Raw genomic sequence first — 19,792 nt, 5'->3', positions numbered from 1 at the left:
CACCGCAGCAGCGCTCAGGAGGCAGCGAGCACCTTGCCGGCGTCGCGGGCGGCCTCGCGGGCGTCGGCGTGCAGCTGCGCGGCGAGGTCGGTGAAGGCGTCCAGCGCGGGGTTGACCCCGACGAGCGTGAGCTCGCGCTCGACCACGGTGAGGTCGGCGCCCCAGCAGTCGGCCAGGATCCGGCGCAGGTACGCGGTCGAGTGGTCCCAGCCCTCGCGCGGGGTGCCCGGGCCGTACGCGCCGCCGCGGACGGTGGCCAGGACGACCTGTCGACCCTCCAGCACCGGCGGGCCACCGGCCGCCGCGCGCGGGTCGGTGACGACCAGGTCGATCCAGGCCTTGACGTGCTGGGAGACGCCGAAGTTGTAGAGCGGGATGGCCAGCAGGATCGCGTCGGCGTCGAGCAGCTCGTCGACGAGCGTGCCCGCGAGCTTGACCGCGGCGGCCTGCTCGGCCGTCCGCTCGCGCTCGGGAACGAAGCCGGCGGACACCGCGGCGGCCCACGCGTCCGCGGGGAGCGGGTCGGTGCCGAGGTCGCGGCGCTCGACGCGGGCGCCGGGGTGGGCGGCGAGCCACTCGTCCTGCACCAGGTCGGCGAGCTCGCGGCTCGCCGAGCCGTCGGGGCGGATGCTGGCGTCGAGGCGGAACAGGGTGGTCACGGGAGCTCCTCCGAGCGATTGTTTCAAGGTTGGAGCACCAGTATTACTCCAATCTTGAAACGAATGCAAGCCGCGTCCGGCCCGGGGACCGTTTCCCCCGTTCAGTGGCGGAACTCGCACTGCACGAGGCGCGCACCCCCACTCCAGTGGCACGACCGTCACTGAACTGGGGAAACGGGCAGGAGGAGGAGGTGCCTCAGCTGCCGAGGGCGGCCGCGGCGGCGGCGGCCGCGTGCGGGAGGGCGTCGAGCACCTGGTCGACGGCGGCGTCGTCGTGCGCCGCCGAGACGAACCACGACTCGAACGCGGACGGCGGCAGGTAGACCCCGCGGCCGAGCAGCTCGTGGAAGAAGGCCCGGAACGCCCCGACGTCCTGGGTCTGGGCGCCGGCGTAGTCGCGCACGGGGCCGTGCTCGGGCTGCACCCCGAAGAAGACCGAGAACATCGACCCGGCGCGGCCGAGGGTGTGCGGGACGCCGACGGCGGCGAGCGCGGCGGACGCCGACGAGGCGATCGTCGCGGCGACCTCGTCGACCCGGGCGTAGACGGCGTCGTCGGCGTGGCGCAGGGTGGCGAGCCCGGCGGCGGTGGCGACGGGGTTCCCGCTCAGCGTGCCGGCCTGGTAGACCGCCCCCGCCGGCGCGAGGTGCTGCATGATCTCGGCCCGTCCGCCGAACGCGGCCGCGGGGAAGCCGCCGCCCATCACCTTGCCGAACGTGAACAGGTCGGGGGCGCCGTCGTTCGCGCCGCCCTGCGGGCCCTCGAGCCCGAACCAGCCGGACCGCGAGAGCCGGAACCCGGTCATCACCTCGTCGCTGACGAGCAGCGCGCCGTACCCGGCGGTGACCTCGCGCAGCCGGGCGGTGAACCCCGGGGCGGGCGGGACGACGCCCATGTTGCCCGCGGCGGCCTCGGTGATCACGCAGGCGATCTGGTCGCCGTGCAGGTCGAACGCCGAGTCGAGGGCGGCCGTGTCGTTGTAGGGCAGGACGATGGTCTCGGCGGTCGTCGCCTCGGTGACGCCCGGCGTGCCGGGCAGGCCGAGGGTCGCGACGCCCGAGCCCGCCTGGGCGAGCAGGGCGTCGACGTGGCCGTGGTAGTGCCCGGCGAACTTCACGATCTTGGCGCGCCCCGTGAACCCGCGGGCGAGCCGGACCGCCGTCATCGTCGCCTCGGTGCCCGAGGAGACCAGGCGCACCTGCTCGACCGGCCCGACCCGGGCGACGATCTCCTCGGCCAGCTCGACCTCGGTCTCGGTGGGGGTGCCGAAGGAGGTGCCGCGCGACACCGCGCGCTGGACGGCCTCGACGACCGCCGGGTGGGCGTGCCCGAGGAGCATCGGTCCCCACGAGCAGACCAGGTCGACGTACCGCCGGCCGTCGGCGTCGGTGAGGTACGGACCCGACCCGGACGCCATGAACCGCGGCGTGCCGCCCACGGCGCGGAAGGCGCGCACCGGCGAGTTGACCCCGCCGGGGGAGACGGTGCGGGCGCGGTCGAACAGCCGCTCGGAGACGGGGGCGGAGTGCGGGTGGGTCACTCCCCCACCCTGGCACGCGCCGCCGGCGCGGGCGTGCCGGGACGGGACGCCCCCGGGCGCGAGGCCGCCCGCACCTCGCGCAGGTGCTCGGCCACCCGGTCGAGCGCGCGGCCGAGCACCTCGAGCTCGTCCGGCGGGACGGGGTCGAACAGGTGCTCGCGGACGCCGGTGACGTGCACGTCGGCGTGCGCGGCGAGCTCGGCGCGCCCGGCGTCGGTCACCGCGGCCAGCACCCCGCGGCCGTCGTCGGCGGCCGGCTCGCGCCGCACGAGGCCGCGCTGCTGCATCCGCTGCACGGTGTGGGTGAGGCGGCTGCGCGAGTGCGACAGCGCGTCGGCGAGCTCGCTCATCCGCATCCGCCCGCCGGGGGCCTCGGACAGGCGCACGAGCACCTCGTACTCCGACAGCGGCAGGTCGCCGGCGTCGTCGAGCTCGCGGGCGAGCTGCTCCCACAGCCGCTGCGTCACCTCGAGGTAGGTGCGCCACACGGCCTGCTCCTGCGGGCTCAGCCACCGCGTCACGTCGCACCCCCGCTCGTCATGACGAACGATCCTAGGGGTGGAGGAATATTTGAACTCTCATGAACATTGTGGTTCCGTGGATGCAGGACCCGCACCCAGACCACGACCCGGAGGACCCGTCATGACCGACACCACGAGCACCACCACCGCCACTCAGCTGCCCGAGGGCCTCGTCCCCGGCACCTACGCGATCGACGCCTCGCACAGCGAGGTCGGCTTCGTCGCCCGCCACGCCATGGTCACCAAGGTCCGTGGCCGCTTCACCGAGGTCGAGGGCTCCCTCACCTTCGGCGACTCGGTCGAGACCTCCTCCGCGAACGCCACCATCGGCGCCGCGTCGGTCACCACCGGCAGCGAGCAGCGCGACGGCCACCTGCAGAGCCCCGACTTCTTCGACGTCGCGACCTACCCGACCATCACCTTCGCCAGCACCGGCGTGCGCGCCGAGGGCGGCGAGTTCGTGCTCGAGGGCGACCTCACCATCAAGGACGTCACCAAGCGCGTGACCGTCCCCGTCGAGTTCGAGGGCACCGCCACCGACCCGTTCGGCAACCAGCGCGCCGGCTTCTCCGCCGCGTTCGACGTCGACCGCGAGGACTGGGGCCTGACCTGGAACGCCGCGCTCGAGACCGGCGGCGTGCTCGTCAGCAAGAAGGTCAGGCTGCAGCTCGACATCTCCGCGATCAAGCAGGCCTGAGCCCGCGCGGCCCTACCGGGGCCGCAGCGCGCGCAGCGCCGACGCCACGTGGCCGTCGCCGCCCTCGAGGGCGGTGGCGGCCACGTCCGCGTCCACCCCCGCGAGCAGACCCACCAGGGCGACCTTGACCCGACCGTCGGCCGCGAGCAGCGCTGCGGCGCAGACGTCCTCGTCGTCGCCCGTCGCCTCGACCAGGATCCGCACCGAGCGGTCGCGGAGCTTGGCGTTGGTCGCCACCAGGTCGACCATGAGGTTCGACCAGGCCCGCCCCATCCGCACCATCGTCGCCGTCGAGAACGCGTTGAGCACCAGCTTCTGCGCCGTGCCCGCCTTCATCCGGGTCGAGCCCGTCAGCGCCTCGGGCCCGGTCGCGACGCCCACCAGGACGTCGACCTCGGCGCCGGCCGGCGGGTCCGGGTCGGCGCACACCAGCGCCGTCACCGCCCCCTGGCGACGGGCCTGGGCCAGACCGGCGAGCACCCACGGCGTCCGGCCGCTGGCTGCGACCCCCACGACGACGTCGCCCGTCCGCACGTGCTCGCGGACGACCCGTGCGCCGTCGTCGCGGTCGTCCTCGGCGCCCTCGACGGCGCGCGTCATCGCCTGCGGACCACCGGCCAGGTGGGCCGAGAACCACTGCGGCGGAGCGCCGAACGTCGGACGCAGCTCGACGGCGTCGAGCGCGGCCAGCCGGCCGGACGTGCCCGCGCCGAGGTAGTGCACGCCGCCGCCGGCGCGCAGCGACGCGACGGCCCGGTCGACCAGGTCGGCGAGCTGCGGCAGCACGGCGCGCACGGCCGGGGCGACGCGGGCGTCCTCGTCGTTCAGCGCGGTGAGCAGGTCGAGGGTGCCGAGGTCGGCGAGCCCGAGCGTCGCGGCGTTGCGGCCCTCGGTGGGCGGCAGCCCGGTGCGGTCGCGCCCCCCGGTCGGCAGCACGGTCACCGCGGCCCCCCGCCGTCCTCGCGGCGGCTGCGGACGGCGTCCCAGGTGGCCTCGAGCGCCTCGACGGTCGCGTCGAAGCTGCGGCTCGCCACCGCGACGAACAGGGCGTCGACGACCGTGAGCTGGGCGGTGCGGCTCGCCATCGCACCGGAGCGGAACGTCGTCTCGTGCGCCGCCGTGGTGAGCAGCAGGTCGACGCCACGCGCGAGCGGCGACCGCGGGAAGTTGGTGATGCCGACGGTGACGGCGCCCGCGGCCCGGGCGCGCGCGACGGCGTCGAGCACCTCGGTGGTGGTGCCCGAGTGCGAGATGCCGACGGCGACGTCGCCCGCTCGCAGCAGCGCGGCCGACGTCAGCATCATGTGGGCGTCCGACCAGGTCTGGACGACCCGTCCGATCCGGTGGAACTTCTGCTGCAGGTCCAGGCCCACGACGGCGCTGGCCCCCACCCCGTAGACGTCCGTGCGGCGCGCGGTGCCGACCGCGTCGACCGCGCGGGCCAGGACGTCGACGTCGAGCTGGGCGGCGGTGTCCTCGACCGCCCGTGCGCTCGCGTAGGCGACCTTGCGCACCAGCGTGCCGAGGTCCTCGTCCGGGACGACGTCGCCGGGGGTGAGGTGACCGCGACCGGGCACCTCGCTGCGCGAGGCCTCGCGCGCCAGCGCGAGCCGCAGCGCCGGGTACCCCGACAGCCCGACCGAGCGGCAGAACCGGCTCACCGAGGCCTGCGAGACGCCCACGGCCGCGGCCAGCTCGCCGATGGTGAGGTGCGAGCTGTCGGACGGGTGGTCGAGGACGTGCCGCGCGACCGCCTGCTCCGCGCGCGGCAGCGAGGGCAACAGCGAGCGGACGACGACCGGCAGGTCGCCCGCGGGCGCACGGGAGCTCACGCCCCCATCCTCCCGCGCGGCCGTCCTCCCGGGGAACGGCTCACCGGTAGAGCAGGTACGGCCGCCGGTGCCGCTCGAACGCGGCCAGCTCGTCGGCCCAGGCCGCCACGACCTCGTCGACGTCCGCCCCGGCGTCGACCTGCTCGCGCAGCCGGGTGCTGCCGGTCAGCTTGTCGATCCAGTACGGACGGGCGGTGTCCCACGCGTCGACCCGCCACGCGAAGTCGGCGTACCGCGCCTTCAGCGCCACCAGCATCGTCACGGCGGTGCGGATCGCGTCGAACCGCTGCGGCTCGGTGACGTGCACCTGCACGCCCGCGCAGGTGGCGCCGACGTGCTTGGAGAACGAGGGAACGAAGTAGCTCTCGCGGAAGCGGACCCCGCGCAGCCCGGCGGCGTTGAGGTCGTCTGACCAGTGGTGGTCGGCCCACGGCGCACCGATCCATTCGAACGGACGGGTGGTACCGCGTCCCTCGGACAGGTTCGTGCCCTCGAACAGGCACGTACCCGGGTACACCAGCGCCGTCTCGGGGGTCGGCATGTTCGGGCTGGGCGGCACCCACGGCAGCCCGGTGACGGAGTGCAGCTCGCTGCGGCGCCAGCCCTTCACCTGCTCGACGACGAGCTCGGCGGGCGCACCCGCCTCCTCGAGGACGAAGGTGTCGTTGAACATCCGCGCGAGCTCGCCCACGGTCATGCCGTGCTGCTGCACGACCTCCTTCAGCCCGACGCCCGAGGTGTACGTCGGCGTCATCATCGGACCGGCCGCCCTGCCTCCCACCGGGTTCGGGCGGTCGAGCACCACGAACCGGCGGCCGCTGCGGGCAGCGGCGACCTGCGCGTGGTACATCGTCCAGACGTAGGTGTAGAACCGGGAGCCGACGTCCTGGATGTCGAACACGACCGTGTCCACGTCCGCGCGGTCGTAGAGCTCCTCGAACGCCGCGCCGTCGGCGCCGTAGGCGTCGTAGACGGTCAGGCCGGTGCGTGCGTCGGTCCCCGTCCCCTCCGACCCTCCCGCCTGGGCGGACCCGCGGAAGCCGTGCTCGGGGCCGAACACACCACCGACGTCGAGGCCGGCGCCGTGCATCGCGTCGACCACGTGCGAGAGGTCGTCGAGCACCCCGGTCGGGTTGCTGACCACACCCACGCGTCGGCCGCGCAGGCTGCGGAAGCCGCTGCGCGCCAATGCCATCGCCCCGGTCGTGACACGCCGGCCCTGGCCGGCGCCACCGTCCGCCGCTGCCGACGAGGCCGTCGCGCCCACCGCCAGCGGGGCTCCCGCACCGGCCGCCAGGAACGCCCGACGACCGAGGGACCCGCGTCCACCTGCTGCGCTCACCACGTCGACCTCACCAACCCAGTCCGTGTCCGAAGGGGTACAGCACCTGGTCCGGCTGCCCGGCCACCGGGACGTCGACGGGCAGCTTCCCGGTCGGCGCCACCTGGCCGGTCAGCACCCGCACGACCGACTCCATCGAGACCGCGGTCGAGGAGTAGGTGGCGAGGAAGGGCAGGTCGGGCGACACGTACGACGCGTCGTACGGGTCGCGCACCGCGACCACGACGACCGGGACGCCGGTGGCCTGCAGCTGCGAGACCAGCTGCTGCTGACCGGGGTTCGACCACGCCTTGTTCGTCAGGACGACGACGAGGTCCTTGCCGGACGCCGCCGCCACCGCCTCGGCCTGCTTGGTCGCGGTCGGGGCGAGGCCGGTCTCGACGACCTGGCTGACCGCCCCCTGCGCGGCCAGCCGGTCGCCGAGCGCCGTGGCCGGCGCGACCCCCGCGCCGGTGACGAGCACCGAGCGGCCGTCGACCTGCGTGGGCAGCGCACCGCCCGGGTTCGCCACCGCGGTGACGGTGCGGTCGGTGATCGACTGCGCGACCTGCTGGTGCTCGGGCGTGCCGACGACGCGCTCGACGCGGCGCTCGGTGACGTACGGCTGCTGCACGACGCCTCGCTCGTACTTCATCCGCAGGATCCGCTCGACGCTCTGGTCGAGCCGCTCCTGCGAGATGCGTCCGGACGCCACCGCCTCCTGCACCGCCTCGTACGCAACGTCCATGTCCATCGGCATGAGCAGCTGGTCGGCCCCGGCGAGCACCGCGCGCACGGCCACCTCGTCGTCGCCGTACTTCTCGCGCACGCCGGCCATCTGCAGCGAGTCGGTGACGACGACGCCGTCGTACCCGAGCCGCTCGCGCAGCAGGCCGGTCAGGATCGGCTGCGACAGCGTCGCGGGGTCCTCGCTCGGGTCGAGCGACGGGACGACGATGTGCGCGGTCATGATCGAGTCGATGCCGGCCTCGACCGCGGCGCGGAACGGGGGCTCGTCGAGCCGCTCCCACTCCTCGCGGGTGTGGTCGATCACCGGCAGGCCGTAGTGGCTGTCGGTGCTGGTGTCGCCGTGGCCCGGGAAGTGCTTGGCCGTGCTCGAGACGCCCTGCTTGCCAGGCTGCTCGAAGCCGGTCACCTGGGCCGCGACCAGCTGCGACACGAGCGCCGGGTCGGACGAGAAGCTGCGCACGCCGATGACCGGGTTCTGCGGGTCGACGTTCACGTCGGCGTCCGGCGCGTAGTTCTGGTTGATGCCGATGGCGCGCAGCTCGCGACCGGTGACCTGCGCGGCCTGCTGGGCGGCGCGGGGGTCACGGGTGGCGCCGAGCGCCATGCTGCCCGGCAGCTGGGTGGCGGGCGGACCGACCCGCACCACCACGCCCATCTCCTGGTCGGTGCTGATGAGCAGCGGCGGGTCGACCTTCGTGTCGCGGCCTGCCGCCGCGCGCTGCAACCCGTTCGAGAGCTTCGCGATCTGCTGCGGGTTCGCGACGTTGTTCGACCAGGCGAAGTAGATGACGCCGCCCAGACCGTACTTGTCGACCACCTCGGCGGGGGTGCGCACGCCGTAGGCGGCCAGGTTCTGGGCGGCGTCGGCCTCGGTGACCGTGCGCGCGTCGGTGCCGTACGCGTAGGTGACGAACAGCTGGCCGATCTTCTGGTCGGTCGTCATCTGCCGCATCGTGCTGCGGACGTAGGCGTCGGCCCCGCCCGCGGCCGACGCGGCGGGGGCGGCGAGCGTGGCGGCCAGCAGCGCGGCGGCGCCGGCGGCGAGCACCCTCGCGGTCCGGGGGACGGGCACGGTTCCTCCTCGTGGAAGCAACTTCCAAATCATGGGATCGCACTGAAACTATGTGCCACCGCGGCCGGCGTCAACGGCCTGCCACGATGGCCACGTGGCGCGCGGGGACGACGACGAGCACGCGGCGGCGCTCGAGGAGGCGGCCGAGCAGCTCTACGCCGTCGTGCCGGACGACTTCATGGCGACCCGGGCCGAGCTGGTCGCGCGGGCCCGCGCCGACGGCGACCGCGCGCTCGCGACGGCGATCGGGAGGCTGCGCAAGCCGTCGACGGCGGCGTGGCTCGTGAACCTGCTCGCCTACGAGGCGCCCGACGACCTCGGCGCCCTGCTCGACCTCGGTGCCGCCATGCGCAAGGCGCAGTCGCGGTTGAGCGGGGCCGAGCTGCGCACGCTCACCCAGCAGCGGCACCAGGTGGTGCGCTCGCTCGCCACCCGCGCCCACCACCTGGCGCGCGACAGCGGCGAGCAGGTCTCGCGCAGCGTGCTGGACCAGGTCGGCGACACGCTGCTCGCGGCACTGGCCGACCCCGAGGTGGCCGAGCAGGTGCGCGCCGGCCACCTGGTGAGCCCGTTGTCCTACAGCGGGTTCGGGCCCGCGGGGCTCGCCGTCGTCCCCGACCCGGTCGAGCCGGACGACGAGGACGACGACGAGGACGACGACGAGGACGAGGGCGCCGACGCGGAGCGCGAGCGCCAGGAGCGGGAGCGCCGGCTCGAGGCCGCGAGGACCGCGCTGGCGCAGGCGGAGTCGGCGCTCACCTCCGCCGACCGCAAGGTGGTGCGGGCCGAGCGCACGGTCGAGACCTCGTCCGCGGAGCGCGAGCGGGCGCAGGAGCGGCGCCGGCAGGCGCAGGAGGCGCTCGACCGCGCGGTCGCGGACGCCGACCGCCTCGCGGCCGCGGCCGACGAGGCGGAGCGCACGCTCGAGGGGCAGCGCGCCGCGCAGCGGTCGGCCCAGGAGGAGGTCGACCGGGCGCGGCAGCACCTTGCAGAGCTCGCCGACTGACGCCGCCGCCCTCCCCTCCCCCGAACCGCCGCGTTCCCGGGCGTCTCGGCGCGTCGCATCCCCGCGGACGCGGCGAGTCGGGGCAATGTTCAAGTCTCCTTGCGCAAGCAGTCTTGAACATGCCACGCTCCGCCGGTGAGCTCGCCCGAGCCGCTGCGCGACCCGCAGGCCATCCGCGCCCTCAGCCACCCCCTGCGGCTGCGCCTCATCGAGGTGCTCGGCACCCGCGACCGGGCGACCGCCACCGAGTGCGCCCGCGCCACGGGCGAGTCGGTCGCGAGCTGCTCGTTCCACCTGCGCCAGCTCGAGAAGTACGGCTTCGTCGAGCGCGCCGAGCAGGTCGGGCGCGACAAGCCCTGGCGGGCGGTGTCGTACCGGCAGGACGTCGACCCGTCCGCGCTCGACGACGAGGGCCGGCGCGCCGCGCTCGCCTTCGGGCAGGCGTTCGTCGACTGGGAGGCGGCCCGCGTCCGCGAGCGCCTCACGCGTCCCGCGCCGCCCGGGTGGGACGGCACCCAGACCAGCGGCGGCTCGACCACCTGGATGACGCGCGCGGAGCTGGAGGAGGTGAACGCCGAGCTGCAGGCCCTGCTCCTGCGGTACGTCGGGCGGGTCGAGGACCCCACGACGCGTCCGGAGGACGGCCGGTGGGTGCGCGTGTACGCGGCGACGACGGTGCTGCCGGACGACGACCCCGGCCCCGCGTCCGGCGGCTCGGCGTGACCACCCGGCGGTCCGCCTTCGCCGTCCCGGCCTTCCGACGCCTGCTCGTGGGCGAGACGGTGAGCAACGTCGGCGACAGCGCCCTGTTCCTCACCCTCGGCGTGTGGGCCAAGGACCTCACCGGGTCGAGCTCGGCCGCCGGGTTGGTGTTCTTCTTCCTCGCGCTGCCGGTGCTGGCCTCGCCGCTGTTCGGCCAGCTCGCCGACCGGGTGCGCCGGCGCCCGCTCCTGCTGGCCACCAACGCCCTGGCCGGCGTCGGCGTGCTCGCCCTGCTGCTCGTCGACTCCGCCGACGACCTGTGGCTGCTCTACGCGGTGGCCGCCGGGTACGGCGTGGTCGGGTACGTCACGGCCCCGGCGCGCTCGGGCCTGCTGCGCGACCTGCTCGAGGACCACCAGCTCGACACCGCCAACGGCACGCTGATGACGCTCGACCAGGGGCTGCGGGTCGTGAGCCCGCTGCTCGGCGCCGGGCTCTACACCGCGGTGGGCGGCCAGGCCCTGGCCGCCCTCGCCTCGGCGACCTTCGGCCTGGCCGTGCTGGCGCTGCTGACGGTGCGGGTGCAGGAGTCCGAGCCGGAGCCGCACGGGCGCGAGCCCTGGGCGCAGGAGGTGTCGGCCGGCTTCCGGCACGTCGCCCGCACGCCGGCGCTGCGCCGCATCACCGCCTGCCTCGCGGCGTCGATGCTCGTCATCGGGCTCGCCGACACGGCGCTGTTCAGCGTCGTGGACGAGGGTCTCGGCCGGGAACCGGCGTTCTTCGGCGTGCTGATGAGCGCGCAGGGCGCGGGCAGCATCGCCGGTGGCGTGGTGTCGGTCTGGCTGCTGCGCCGGCTCGGCGGCCAGCGGCTCGTCGGGCTCGCCCTGGTCGCCTTCGCGCTGAGCGGCCTGACCATGTTCGCCTCCCAGGACCAGGTCGTGCTCGCCGGACGGGTGCTCGGCGGCGCGGCGATCCCCTGGGCGTTCGTCCCCGCCGCCACCGTGCGGCAGCGGATGACGCCGCCGCGGCTGCAGGGCCGCACGTCCAGCGCGGTGAACCTCGCGATCACGCTGCCGCAGACGGCCTCGATCGCCGCGGGCGCGGCGCTGCTGACCGTCGCCGACTTCCGCTGGTCGCTGGCGGCGATCGCGGTGGTCACGTCCGCGGCCGCGCTCCCCCTGCTCCTGCGCCGTCCGGCCCCCGAGCGGCTCGCCGCGGACGAGGACGGAGCGTCCGGAATGCCCGCCGACCCGGCCCCGTTGTCGCGGTCATGACCATCACCGGTGAGTACGTCCCGTCCCCGTCCGAGTGGGTGCGCAAGCAGGTCGAGACCATCGAGGAGACCGGCACGACGACGTCGGTGCACGTCCAGCACCGCCCCGTCGTGCTGCTGACGATGCGCGGCAAGGCGTCCGGCAAGGTGCGCAAGGTGCCGCTCATGCGGGTCGAGCACGACGGCGTCTACGCCGCGGTCGCGAGCAAGGGCGGCGCCCCCGAGCACCCGGTCTGGTACGGCAACCTGCTCGCCGACCCCGACCTCGACCTGCAGGACGGCACCGAGGTGAGCGCGCGGCGCGCCCGCGAGATCTCGGGCGCCGAGCGCGAGGAGTGGTGGGCGCGCTGCGTCGAGGCGTTCCCGCCCTACGCGGAGTACCAGGTCAAGACCGACCGCCTCATCCCCGTGCTGCTGCTCGAGCCCCGCTGACCCCACCGGACCGGCGCTCCACCGGACGGGCGAGCCCGAGGTCACCCGTCGGGGTGGTCCGGGCGCGTCCGCCCGTGCCCGCGGTCGCGCCGGTCTACCGTCGGTGACGTGGGACGGGTGCTCGTGTACCGCTTCGACGACGGCGACGCCGCCACCTCGTACGCCGAGGTCGCGGTGGCGGCCGACGAGCCCGCGCGGGCGATCGAGGTGCTGCTCGCGCACGGCATCGACCCGCACCAGCTGTGGGACCTCGGCCGCACGCCGTGCGCCGTGCCCGCCGACGCGCTCGACCGGGTGCCCGAGCCCGGGGCGGTGCTGGTGCGCCGGCACGACCTCGACGGCGCGGTCAGCGCGTGGCGCGCCCCGAGCGGCGACCTCGACCGGCGGCGTCAGCCCCGCAGCCGCGTGGCGACCTCGGTGGCCCAGTAGGTCAGCACGGCGTCGGCACCTGCGCGCACGAAGGCGGTGAGCGACTCCTCGATCGCGCGCTCGCGGTCGATCCAGCCGTTCGCGGCGGCCGCCTCGACCATCGCGTACTCGCCCGACACCTGGTAGGCCCACACCGGCACGTCGACGGCACCGCCCACCGAGGCGAGCACGTCGAGGTACGGCAGCCCGGGTTTCACCATCACGACGTCGGCGCCCTCGGCGACGTCGAGGCGCACCTCGCGCAGCGCCTCGCGGCCGTTCGCGGGGTCCTGCTGGTAGGTGCGACGGTCGCCGGTGAGCTGGGAGTCGACGGCCTCGCGGAACGGGCCGTAGAACGCCGACGCGTACTTGGCCGCGTACGCGAGCACGACGACGTCGGTGAGCCCCTCGGCGTCGAGCGCGGCGCGCACCGCACCCACCTGGCCGTCCATCATCCCGCTCAGCCCGAGCACCGCTGCGCCGGAACGCGCCTGGGCCAGCGCCATCGAGGTGTACCGCTCGAGGGTCGCGTCGTTGTCGACGGCGCCCGCGTCGTCGAGCACCCCGCAGTGGCCGTGGTCGGTGAACTCGTCGAGGCACAGGTCGGCCATCACGACGGTGCGGTCGCCGACCGCGTCGGCGACGTCGCGCAGCGCGAGGTTGAGGACGCCGTCGGGGTCGTCGGCGCCCGACCCGGTGGCGTCGCGCACCGCCGGGACGCCGAACAGCATGAGCCCGCCGACGCCGGCGTCGGCCGCCTCGACGGCGGCCTGCACCAGCGACTCCCGGGTGTGCTGGAGCACGCCCGGCATCGACGAGATCGGTTGCGGCGCAGCGATCCCCTCACGCACGAACAGCGGCAGCACCAGCTGCGCGGGGTGCAACCGGTGCTCGGACACGAGCCGCCGCAGCGCCGGCGTGGTGCGCAGGCGCCGCGGCCGCACGACCGGGAAGGACATCGTGCTCAGCCGGTGGTCAGCGCGCGCGACGGCGTGCGGCCGGCCGCTTCTCGCTCGGACGCAGCACCGGCTCGCCCGCCTCGAGGGCGGCGACCCGCAGGCCGGACCCGTACTCGGCGAGCGCGTCGACGACCGCGGCGGCGCTGGGCTCCGGCGCGAGGACGTCGACCCGCAGGCCGTGCTCCTCGGCGGTCTTCGCGGTCGCCGGCCCGATGCACGCCACGACGGTGGACGGGTGCGGCTTGCCCGCGATGCCGACCAGGTTCCGCACGGTCGACGACGAGGTGAACACCACGGCGTCGAAGGTGCCGTTCTTGATCGCGTCGCGGACGGGCGCCGGCGGCGGCGCGGCGCGCACGGTGCGGTACGCCGTGACGTCGTCGACCTCCCAGCCGATCTCGACCAGGCCGGCCACCAGCGTGTCGGTGGCGATGTCGGCGCGGGGCAGGAAGACCCGGTTGATCGGGTCGAGCACCTTGTCGAACGGCGGCCACTCCTCGAGCAGCCCGTGCGCCGACTGCTCGCCCGAGGGCACCAGGTCGGGCTCGATGCCCCACTCGCGCAGCGCGTCGGCCGTCACGCCGCCGACCGCCGCGACCTTGAGGCCGGCGAACGCGCGGGCGTCCAGGCCGTACTCGGCGAACTTCTCGCGCACGGCGCGCACCGCGTTCACCGAGGTGAACCCGATCCACTCGTACCGACCGGTGACCAGGCCGGTGACGGCCTTCTCCATCTGGTGCGGCGTGCGCGGCGGCTCGACCGAGATGGTCGGGACGACGTCGGCGACCGCGCCGTAGGTGGCGAGCCGGTCGGTCATCGGGCCGGACTGCGCCTGGGTGCGGGGCACCAGCACGCGCCAGCCGAACAGCGGCTTGGTCTCGAACCACGACACCTTGTCGCGCAGTGCGACGGTCGGGCCGGTGACGGCCACGAGCGGGCGCGGGAACTGCTCGTCGTCGGACCCGGCCAGCACCGACGCGGCGGCGGCCAGGGTCGAGTCGAGCGAGGACTGGCGCGTCGTCGAGCCCTGCGCGGTCACGACCACCGGGGCGTCGGCGGCACGGCCCGCGGCGACGAGCGCCTCGAGGGCGGCGGCGAGGTCGCCGCGCTGGCCGAGCAGCACCACGGTGGCCTTCTCGTCGAGCAGGCTCGACCAGTCGACCTTGCCCGCGACGTCGACCACGTGCACCGCCGAGACCGCGCTCGAGGTGGTGGGCACGCCGGCGTAGACGGGGACGGCCGTGTGCAGCGCGACACCCGGGACGACCTCGAACGGCACGCCCGCCTTCTGGCACGCGACCAGCTCCTCGGCCAGGCCGGAGAACGTCGCGGCGTCGCCGTCGAGCAGGCGGACGACGCGGTGGCCCGCCTTGGCGGCCCGCGTGATCACCTTCGCCCGGCCGGCGTGGGTGAGCGGCTGCCCGTTCTCGCCGAACCCGGCGTCGAGGAGCTCGACCCCGGGCGGGCACCAGCGCGCGACGAGCGCGTCGCGCGCCTCGTCGCTGATGCCACGGTCGAGGACGACCGACTCGGCGCCGGCGAGCACCTCGGTGGCGCGCACCGTCAGCAGACCCGGGTCGCCCGGGCCGGTGCCGACGAAGGCCACCTGGCCGACCGGCTTGTTCTTGCTGCTCACTGCTCACTCTCCTGCACTGCTGAACCGATGGGGACGGAGGTCTGTTCCGGGTTCCTACCCGGTGGGGCCGGTGGATGCGCCGCGGTGACGAGGTCCTGCGCGCCGTCCTCGAGGAGCACCTCGGCGAGCCGGCGGCCGAGGCCACCTGGGTCGGTCGCGGGACCGGTCGCCGAGCGCCGCAGGTCGACCGAGCCGTCGGGCGCGAGCGCCACGGCGCGCAGGTACAGCTCGTCCTGCTCGCCGGCGGCCGGGTCGCCCTCGACCCAGTCGGCGAGCGCGCCGACCGGTGCGGTGCAGCCGGCCTCGAGCGCGGCCAGCAGCGCCCGCTCGGCCTCGACGCAGGCGCGGGTGGGCGCGTCGTCGAGCACCTCGAGCACGGCGAGCGTCGCCGCGTCGTCGGCGCGGCACTCGACCGCGAGCGCGCCCTGGCCCGGGGCCGGGAGCAGCGTCAGCGGGTCGAGCACCTCGGTCACGTGCGCGAGCCGGTCGATGCGGGCGAGCCCGGCGCGCGCCAGGACGACGGCGTCGACCTCGCCGGAGGTGACCAGCCCGAGCCGGGTGTCGACGTTGCCGCGCACCGGCACGACCTGCAGGCCGCGCCCGAGGGCGAGCAGCTGGGAGGCCCGGCGCGGCGACCCCGTGCCGACGACGGCGCCCTCGCCGAGGTCGGACAGGGTCCGGCCGCCGGAGGCGACCAGCACGTCGCGGGGGTCCTCCCGCTCCGGCACCGCGGCCAGGGCCAGGCCCGGCGCGGGGGCGGTCGGCAGGTCCTTGAGGGAGTGCACGGCGAGGTCGACCTCGCCGGCGAGCAGCGCGTCGCGCAGCGCGGAGACGAAGACGCCGGTGCCGCCGATCTGGGTGAGCGGGGCGGTCGAGGTGTCGCCGTGGGTGACGACCTCGACCAGCTCGACCCGGTGGCCCTGCGCGCGCAGCCGGTCGGCCACCTGCTCGCTCTGGGTGCGGGCGAGCAGGCTGCGGCGGGTGCCGAGGCGCAGCGCGGTCACGACGCACCCCCCAGCCGCTCGCCGGGCACGGCGGCGAGCACGTCGGAGACGTCGGTGATGGTGGCGCCGCCGGTGACGGCGTCGATGTCGAGGTCGAACAGCTCGCGCAGGGCGGCCGCGTAGTGCGTCCCCGAGCCGTCCTGCTCGGCGGCGAGCGACTTCACCCGCACGGTCGGGGTGTGCAGGATCTTCTCGACCACGCGGTGCACGCTGAGCTCGACCTCGGCGGCGACCTTCGGGTCGACCTCGCCGAGCCGCGAGCGCAGCCGCGCCAGCTCGGCCTCGACCACCTGGCGCGCGTACGAGCGCAGCGCGACGACGGTCGGCGCGACCTCGTCGGCCCGCTGCCCCTGCAGGTAGGTGGCGACCTCCTCGTCGACGACGCGCCGGGCCGCCTCGACCTGCTCGCCCACCTCGGCGTGCTCGAGCTCGCGACCGAGCGTGGCGAGGTCGACGACGTGGACGCCGGGCAGCGCGGTGACCCCCGGCTCGACGTCGCGCGGCAGGGCGAGGTCGACCAGCAGCTGGTCGGCCGGGTCGCGGCCCTCCAGCGCGGCGCGGGCCGCGCGCAGCTCGCGCGCCGCCGCCACCCGCTCGACGGTGAGGACGTGGCCGACGGCCCCGGTGCACGAGACCACGACGTCGGCGCCGGCGAGCGCCTGCACCAGCGCGTCGGGGTCGTCGAGGGCGAGCCACTCGCCGCCGACGGCGCGGGCGAGCCGCTGGGCTCGCTCGGGGGTGCGGTTGGCCACCGTGATCGCGGCGGCGCCGCCGCGGTACAGGGTCGCCGCGGCCAGGCCGCTCATCGCGCCGGCGCCGACCACCAGCGCGCGCGAGGCGGTCAGCGGCAGGCCGACCTCGTCGGCGTGCGCCAGGGCGGCCTCGACGAGCGAGTGCCCCGCACGGTCGAGCCCGGTCTCGGTGTGGGCGCGCTTGCCCGCCCGCAGGCTGTGCTGCAGCAGCGGGTCGAGCAGGCGGCCGAGGGTGCCGTCCTCCTGGGCGCGGCGCAGCGTCGCGCGCACCTGGCCGAGCACCTGCGACTCGCCCAGCGCCATCGAGTCCAGCCCTGCGGCGACCCGGAACAGGTGCTGCACGGCGTGCTCGGCGTACCGCACGTACAGGTGCGGGGTGAGCTCGGCGAGGTCGAGCCCGGCCCGGGCCACCAGCATTCGACCGATGTCGGCCAACCCGCCGTGGAACGTGGTGACGTCGGCGTACACCTCGAGCCGGTTGCAGGTGGCGAGGACCGCGACCTCGCGCACGTGCTCGGCGCGGCCGAGGGCGGTCGCCAGCTCGCGCGTCCCGGCGGCGTCGAGCGCCACCCGCTCGAGCACGTCGAGGGGTGCGGTGTGGTGGGAGATGCCCACCGCGAGCAGGCTCATCGCGCCAGCCGCATCGCGTCGGCGGCGGCCGCAGCCACCGGGGCGAGCCCGCGGTCGGCGACCTCGCGGTCGGCGAGCCGGCGCTGCTCGTGGAAGGCCAGGATCTGCAGCTCCGACGACAGGTCGACGCGGCGCACCACGACGTCGTCGGGCACCTGGAGCACGGTGGGGGCGAAGTTCAGGATGCTGGTCACGCCGCCCGCGACCAGCCGGTCGCAGACGTCCTGCGCGGCCGGGCCGGGCGTGGCGATGACGCCGATGGCCACCTGCCGGTCCGCGAGCACCCGCTCGAGCGCCGACGCCGGCTCGACGGTGAGGCCGGCGACCTGCTCGCCGACGACGTCCGGGTCGGTGTCGACCAGCGCGACGACGCTGACGCCGCGGGCCGCGAACCCGCCGTAGTTGGCGAGCGCGTGGCCGAGGTTGCCGATCCCGACGATGACGACGCGCCAGTCCTCGGCCAGGCCGAGCTCGCGGCTGATCTGGTAGACGAGGTACTCGCAGTCGTAGCCCACGCCGCGGGTGCCGTACGAGCCGAGGTGCGACAGGTCCTTGCGCAGCTTCGCCGAGTTCACGCCAGCCTCGAGCGCCAGCTCCTCGGACGAGACGGTGGCCACGCCCCGCTCGACCAGGGCGGTGAGCGAGCGCAGGTAGACGGGCAGGCGGGCGACCGTGGCCTCGGGGACGCTGCGCCCGGTGGCCGGGCGCGGGGCGCGGCCGGTGCGGGCCTGCGCGTCGCCGGTGGCGGCGCCGGGCAGGTCCTCGCGCGGGGAGCTCACGGTGGCTGCCGCCTCCTAGCAGGGACGTGCGGGCGGACGTCCGCCGGGGTGGTGCGACCACCGGGGGACGTGCGGTCTGACCCCAGCAGCGTAGGCACTTGTGAACGAACGCACAAAGTCGGCGACGCAGCCGGGTGAGCAGGGTCACCCCGCGGGCCGGGGTCGGTGCCGGCGTGGTCGGGGTCGGGGTCAGGCGCCGCCGCGGCGCAGCCAGCGCAGCGCGCCGCGCCCGCGCGGCTGGAGCGCGGCCGCCAGCGCGTCCGCGTCGACGCGGAAGGTGCTGTGGGGCTCGCCGTCGACGAGCACGACCGGGACCTCCTCGCCGTGGCGGGCCCGCAGGTCGGGGTCGGCGTCGACGTCGACCTCGCCCCAGCCCACGCCCTGCTCGGCCGCGACGCGGCGCACCACCTCGCGCGCCTCGTCGCACAGGTGGCAGCCGTCGCGGCCGACGAGCACGATCCGGTCCACGGGCAGCAGGCTACGCACGACCGGCCACGACGTCCCGGCGCGCGTACCATCGGCTCGGACGTGACCGGGGCGGCCCGACCTCCCGGCGCGCGGGCGCGACGACGCGACCGGCTCCCGGGTGCGAGCCCGGGGCCCGAGGACCGGGGTGGACGACATGGCCGCAGGCAGGGGGACGCCGCGTCCCGCCCTCGCCGCGGCCGCTCCCCCGGCGGCGCCCCTCGGTCTGCCGCCGGGCTCGCTGCGCCGGCTGGCCGAGGCCGTGCTGGCGATGGCGACGACCTCGCCCCCCACCGGTCGTCCCGGCGGCTCGCGCGGACGTCCCGACGAGCGCGACCCCGAGCACGCGACCCGGGTCGCGGCGCTGGTGCGGCTCGCGCAGGCGGGCGACGTCGAGGCGTTCGGCCAGGTCTACGAGCTCTACGTCGACACCGTCTACCGCTACGTCTACGCCCGGGTGGGCGACCACCAGCAGGCCGAGGACCTCACCGCCGAGACCTTCGTCCGCGCGCTGCGCCGTCTCGACTCGTTCACCTTCCAGGGCAAGGACATCGCGGCCTGGTTCGTCACCATCGCCCGCAACCTGGTCACCGACCTGCGCCGCTCGAGCCGGTACCGCCTCGAGCTCACCACCGACGAGATCGTCGGGGCCGAGCGCGACGCCGGCGCCGAGCGCACCGGCGTCCCCGGGTCGAGCGTCGCGGCGACCCCGGAGCAGGAGGTGCTCGGCCGCGAGCGCGACCGCCGGCTCGTCGAGGCGCTGCGGACGCTGAAGCCGGAGCAGCAGGAGTGCCTGGTGCTGCGGTTCTTCCACGAGCTGTCGGTGGCCGAGACCGCTGCCGCGCTCGGCCGCAGCGAGGGTGCGGTGAAGCAGCTGCAGCTGCGCGCGGTGCGCCAGCTGGCCCAGGTGCTGGGGGCGGCGCCGTGAGGCCGGCCCCGGTCACCGGTGGGGCGCCCGCGCCGGTTACCCGCGGGTACCGAGACGTGGTGCGCCGCACCGTAACCGGAGCACCCCCGGGACGTTGGTGGGGTGAGTGCGTCCTGACGAGGCGCGCACCGGGGGCGACGACGGGGAGGTGCAGGCGATGACGCGCGCGTCGGACAGCTTCGAGCGCGAGCTCGAGGACGCCCTGCGCACGGGTGCGTCGTCCGGGCCCGGGTCGTCCGGGGCGGACGCGGCCCTGGTCGCGCTGGCCGTGGAGCTGCGCGACGCCGGACGACCGCTGGCGACGCTGGTCCCGCGGCAGCAGTTCCGCGAGGAGCTCGCCGAGCGGCTCCGCACGGAGGCCGAGCAGCTCGCGCCGGCGCGGCGGGAGGCCGCGGCGCTCACCGACCGGCGTCCGCCGCCGGAGGC

Annotated in this window: 21 protein-coding genes; 8 read left to right on the top strand and 13 right to left on the bottom strand. The window is 75.6% G+C overall.

Going from position 1 to position 19,792, the window contains the following annotated elements; genetic code table 11:
• Positions 1-14: 14 nt before the first annotated feature.
• The 3 genes from ACYVKY_RS13970 to ACYVKY_RS13960 form a co-directional block, all read right to left on the bottom strand.
• Positions 15-659: an FMN-dependent NADH-azoreductase gene (locus tag ACYVKY_RS13970; protein WP_460435598.1), complete on the bottom strand. Its 645-nt coding sequence runs from the start codon at positions 657-659 to the stop codon at positions 15-17.
• Positions 660-855: 196 nt separating this feature from the next.
• Positions 856-2,199 (bottom strand): glutamate-1-semialdehyde 2,1-aminomutase, encoded by a 1,344-nt coding sequence (gene hemL, locus ACYVKY_RS13965; RefSeq protein ID WP_460435597.1) that lies wholly within the window; start codon positions 2,197-2,199, stop codon positions 856-858.
• The gene (locus ACYVKY_RS13960) at positions 2,196-2,720 is read right to left on the bottom strand and encodes a MarR family winged helix-turn-helix transcriptional regulator (RefSeq protein ID WP_460435596.1); all 525 of its coding nucleotides are present in this window, start codon (positions 2,718-2,720) and stop codon (positions 2,196-2,198) included. The genes hemL and ACYVKY_RS13960 overlap by 4 nt, the downstream gene beginning before the upstream one ends.
• 121 nt (positions 2,721-2,841) lie before the next feature.
• Between ACYVKY_RS13960 and ACYVKY_RS13955 the strand changes: the two genes are divergently transcribed.
• Positions 2,842-3,417: a YceI family protein gene (locus ACYVKY_RS13955; protein ID WP_460435595.1), complete on the top strand. Its 576-nt coding sequence runs from the start codon at positions 2,842-2,844 to the stop codon at positions 3,415-3,417.
• Positions 3,418-3,429: 12 nt separating this feature from the next.
• Here the strand turns inward: ACYVKY_RS13955 and ACYVKY_RS13950 are convergent, their stop codons facing one another.
• The 4 genes from ACYVKY_RS13950 to ACYVKY_RS13935 all read right to left on the bottom strand — a co-directional run bounded on the left by ACYVKY_RS13950 (position 3,430) and on the right by ACYVKY_RS13935 (position 8,392).
• Positions 3,430-4,359 carry an N-acetylmuramic acid 6-phosphate etherase gene (locus ACYVKY_RS13950; RefSeq protein ID WP_460435594.1) on the bottom strand — a complete coding sequence of 310 codons (930 nt, stop codon included), beginning with the start codon at positions 4,357-4,359 and terminating at the stop codon, positions 3,430-3,432.
• Positions 4,356-5,249 (bottom strand): MurR/RpiR family transcriptional regulator, encoded by an 894-nt coding sequence (locus ACYVKY_RS13945; protein ID WP_460435593.1) that lies wholly within the window; start codon positions 5,247-5,249, stop codon positions 4,356-4,358. The genes ACYVKY_RS13950 and ACYVKY_RS13945 overlap by 4 nt, the downstream gene beginning before the upstream one ends.
• Before the next feature lie 40 nt (positions 5,250-5,289).
• Positions 5,290-6,444 (bottom strand): exo-beta-N-acetylmuramidase NamZ family protein, encoded by a 1,155-nt coding sequence (locus ACYVKY_RS13940; protein ID WP_460435592.1) that lies wholly within the window; start codon positions 6,442-6,444, stop codon positions 5,290-5,292.
• 157 nt (positions 6,445-6,601) lie between these two features.
• Complete coding sequence (locus tag ACYVKY_RS13935) at positions 6,602-8,392, bottom strand: glycoside hydrolase family 3 protein (protein ID WP_460435591.1); 1,791 nt, start codon at positions 8,390-8,392, stop codon at positions 6,602-6,604.
• A gap of 94 nt (positions 8,393-8,486) precedes the next feature.
• Here ACYVKY_RS13935 and ACYVKY_RS13930 point away from each other — a divergent pair, with 94 nt between their 5' ends.
• The 5 genes from ACYVKY_RS13930 (at position 8,487) to ACYVKY_RS13910 (ending at position 12,234) form a co-directional block, all read left to right on the top strand.
• Positions 8,487-9,398: a hypothetical protein gene (locus ACYVKY_RS13930; RefSeq protein WP_460435590.1), complete on the top strand. Its 912-nt coding sequence runs from the start codon at positions 8,487-8,489 to the stop codon at positions 9,396-9,398.
• 135 nt (positions 9,399-9,533) lie between these two features.
• A complete protein-coding gene (locus ACYVKY_RS13925; protein WP_460435589.1) occupies positions 9,534-10,121 on the top strand; it encodes a helix-turn-helix domain-containing protein in 588 nt (195 codons plus the stop codon).
• Positions 10,118-11,374, top strand: a complete 1,257-nt coding sequence (locus ACYVKY_RS13920) for an MFS transporter (RefSeq protein WP_460435588.1) — start codon at positions 10,118-10,120, stop codon at positions 11,372-11,374. Before ACYVKY_RS13925 ends, ACYVKY_RS13920 begins: the two co-directional genes overlap by 4 nt.
• Entirely contained in the window at positions 11,371-11,805 is a 435-nt protein-coding gene (locus tag ACYVKY_RS13915; protein ID WP_460435587.1) for a nitroreductase family deazaflavin-dependent oxidoreductase, read from the top strand. The genes ACYVKY_RS13920 and ACYVKY_RS13915 overlap by 4 nt, the downstream gene beginning before the upstream one ends.
• 108 nt (positions 11,806-11,913) lie before the next feature.
• On the top strand, positions 11,914-12,234 hold the full coding sequence (locus tag ACYVKY_RS13910) for a hypothetical protein (protein WP_460435586.1): 321 nt from the start codon (positions 11,914-11,916) through the stop codon (positions 12,232-12,234).
• Here the strand turns inward: ACYVKY_RS13910 and hemB are convergent.
• The 6 genes from hemB to ACYVKY_RS13880 all read right to left on the bottom strand — a co-directional run bounded on the left by hemB (position 12,195) and on the right by ACYVKY_RS13880 (position 18,441).
• On the bottom strand, positions 12,195-13,172 hold the full coding sequence (gene hemB / locus ACYVKY_RS13905) for a porphobilinogen synthase (RefSeq protein WP_460435585.1): 978 nt from the start codon (positions 13,170-13,172) through the stop codon (positions 12,195-12,197). The two genes, ACYVKY_RS13910 and hemB, sit on opposite strands and share 40 nt — an antisense overlap.
• A 16-nt stretch (positions 13,173-13,188) precedes the next feature.
• Entirely contained in the window at positions 13,189-14,808 is a 1,620-nt protein-coding gene (locus ACYVKY_RS13900; RefSeq protein WP_460435584.1) for a bifunctional uroporphyrinogen-III C-methyltransferase/uroporphyrinogen-III synthase, read from the bottom strand.
• On the bottom strand, positions 14,805-15,812 hold the full coding sequence (gene hemC, locus ACYVKY_RS13895) for a hydroxymethylbilane synthase (protein WP_460435583.1): 1,008 nt from the start codon (positions 15,810-15,812) through the stop codon (positions 14,805-14,807). Before hemC ends, ACYVKY_RS13900 begins: the two co-directional genes overlap by 4 nt.
• On the bottom strand, positions 15,809-17,194 hold the full coding sequence (locus ACYVKY_RS13890; RefSeq protein WP_460435582.1) for a glutamyl-tRNA reductase: 1,386 nt from the start codon (positions 17,192-17,194) through the stop codon (positions 15,809-15,811). Before ACYVKY_RS13890 ends, hemC begins: the two co-directional genes overlap by 4 nt.
• Positions 17,191-17,952 (bottom strand): redox-sensing transcriptional repressor Rex, encoded by a 762-nt coding sequence (locus tag ACYVKY_RS13885; protein WP_460435630.1) that lies wholly within the window; start codon positions 17,950-17,952, stop codon positions 17,191-17,193. Before ACYVKY_RS13885 ends, ACYVKY_RS13890 begins: the two co-directional genes overlap by 4 nt.
• 210 nt (positions 17,953-18,162) lie before the next feature.
• Positions 18,163-18,441, bottom strand: a complete 279-nt coding sequence (locus ACYVKY_RS13880; protein WP_460435581.1) for a glutaredoxin family protein — start codon at positions 18,439-18,441, stop codon at positions 18,163-18,165.
• A gap of 154 nt (positions 18,442-18,595) precedes the next feature.
• On the opposite strand from ACYVKY_RS13880, the gene ACYVKY_RS13875 reads away from it, so the two are divergent.
• Positions 18,596-19,366 (top strand): sigma-70 family RNA polymerase sigma factor, encoded by a 771-nt coding sequence (locus ACYVKY_RS13875; RefSeq protein WP_460435580.1) that lies wholly within the window; start codon positions 18,596-18,598, stop codon positions 19,364-19,366.
• A 157-nt stretch (positions 19,367-19,523) separates the two neighbouring features.
• Positions 19,524-19,792: hypothetical protein (locus ACYVKY_RS13870; protein ID WP_460435579.1), on the top strand; the 269-nt coding region annotated here is incomplete at its 3' end.

The organism is Angustibacter speluncae (assembly GCF_054777815.1).
Note: the sequence above shows the minus strand (reverse complement) of the source record. Positions and strands in the feature narration are given on the sequence as shown.

Excerpts from the sequence above, each read along its gene's own strand:
- ACYVKY_RS13955 (WP_460435595.1), top strand. The coding sequence starts at position 2,842 with ATGACCGACACCACGAGCACCACCACCGCCACTCAGCTGCCCGAGGGC.
- ACYVKY_RS13940 (WP_460435592.1), bottom strand. The coding sequence starts at position 6,444 with ATGGCATTGGCGCGCAGCGGCTTCCGCAGCCTGCGCGGCCGACGCGTG.
- ACYVKY_RS13915 (WP_460435587.1), top strand. The coding sequence starts at position 11,371 with ATGACCATCACCGGTGAGTACGTCCCGTCCCCGTCCGAGTGGGTGCGC.
- hemB (WP_460435585.1), bottom strand. The coding sequence starts at position 13,172 with ATGTCCTTCCCGGTCGTGCGGCCGCGGCGCCTGCGCACCACGCCGGCG.
- ACYVKY_RS13890 (WP_460435582.1), bottom strand. The coding sequence starts at position 17,194 with ATGAGCCTGCTCGCGGTGGGCATCTCCCACCACACCGCACCCCTCGAC.
- ACYVKY_RS13875 (WP_460435580.1), top strand. The coding sequence starts at position 18,596 with ATGGCCGCAGGCAGGGGGACGCCGCGTCCCGCCCTCGCCGCGGCCGCT.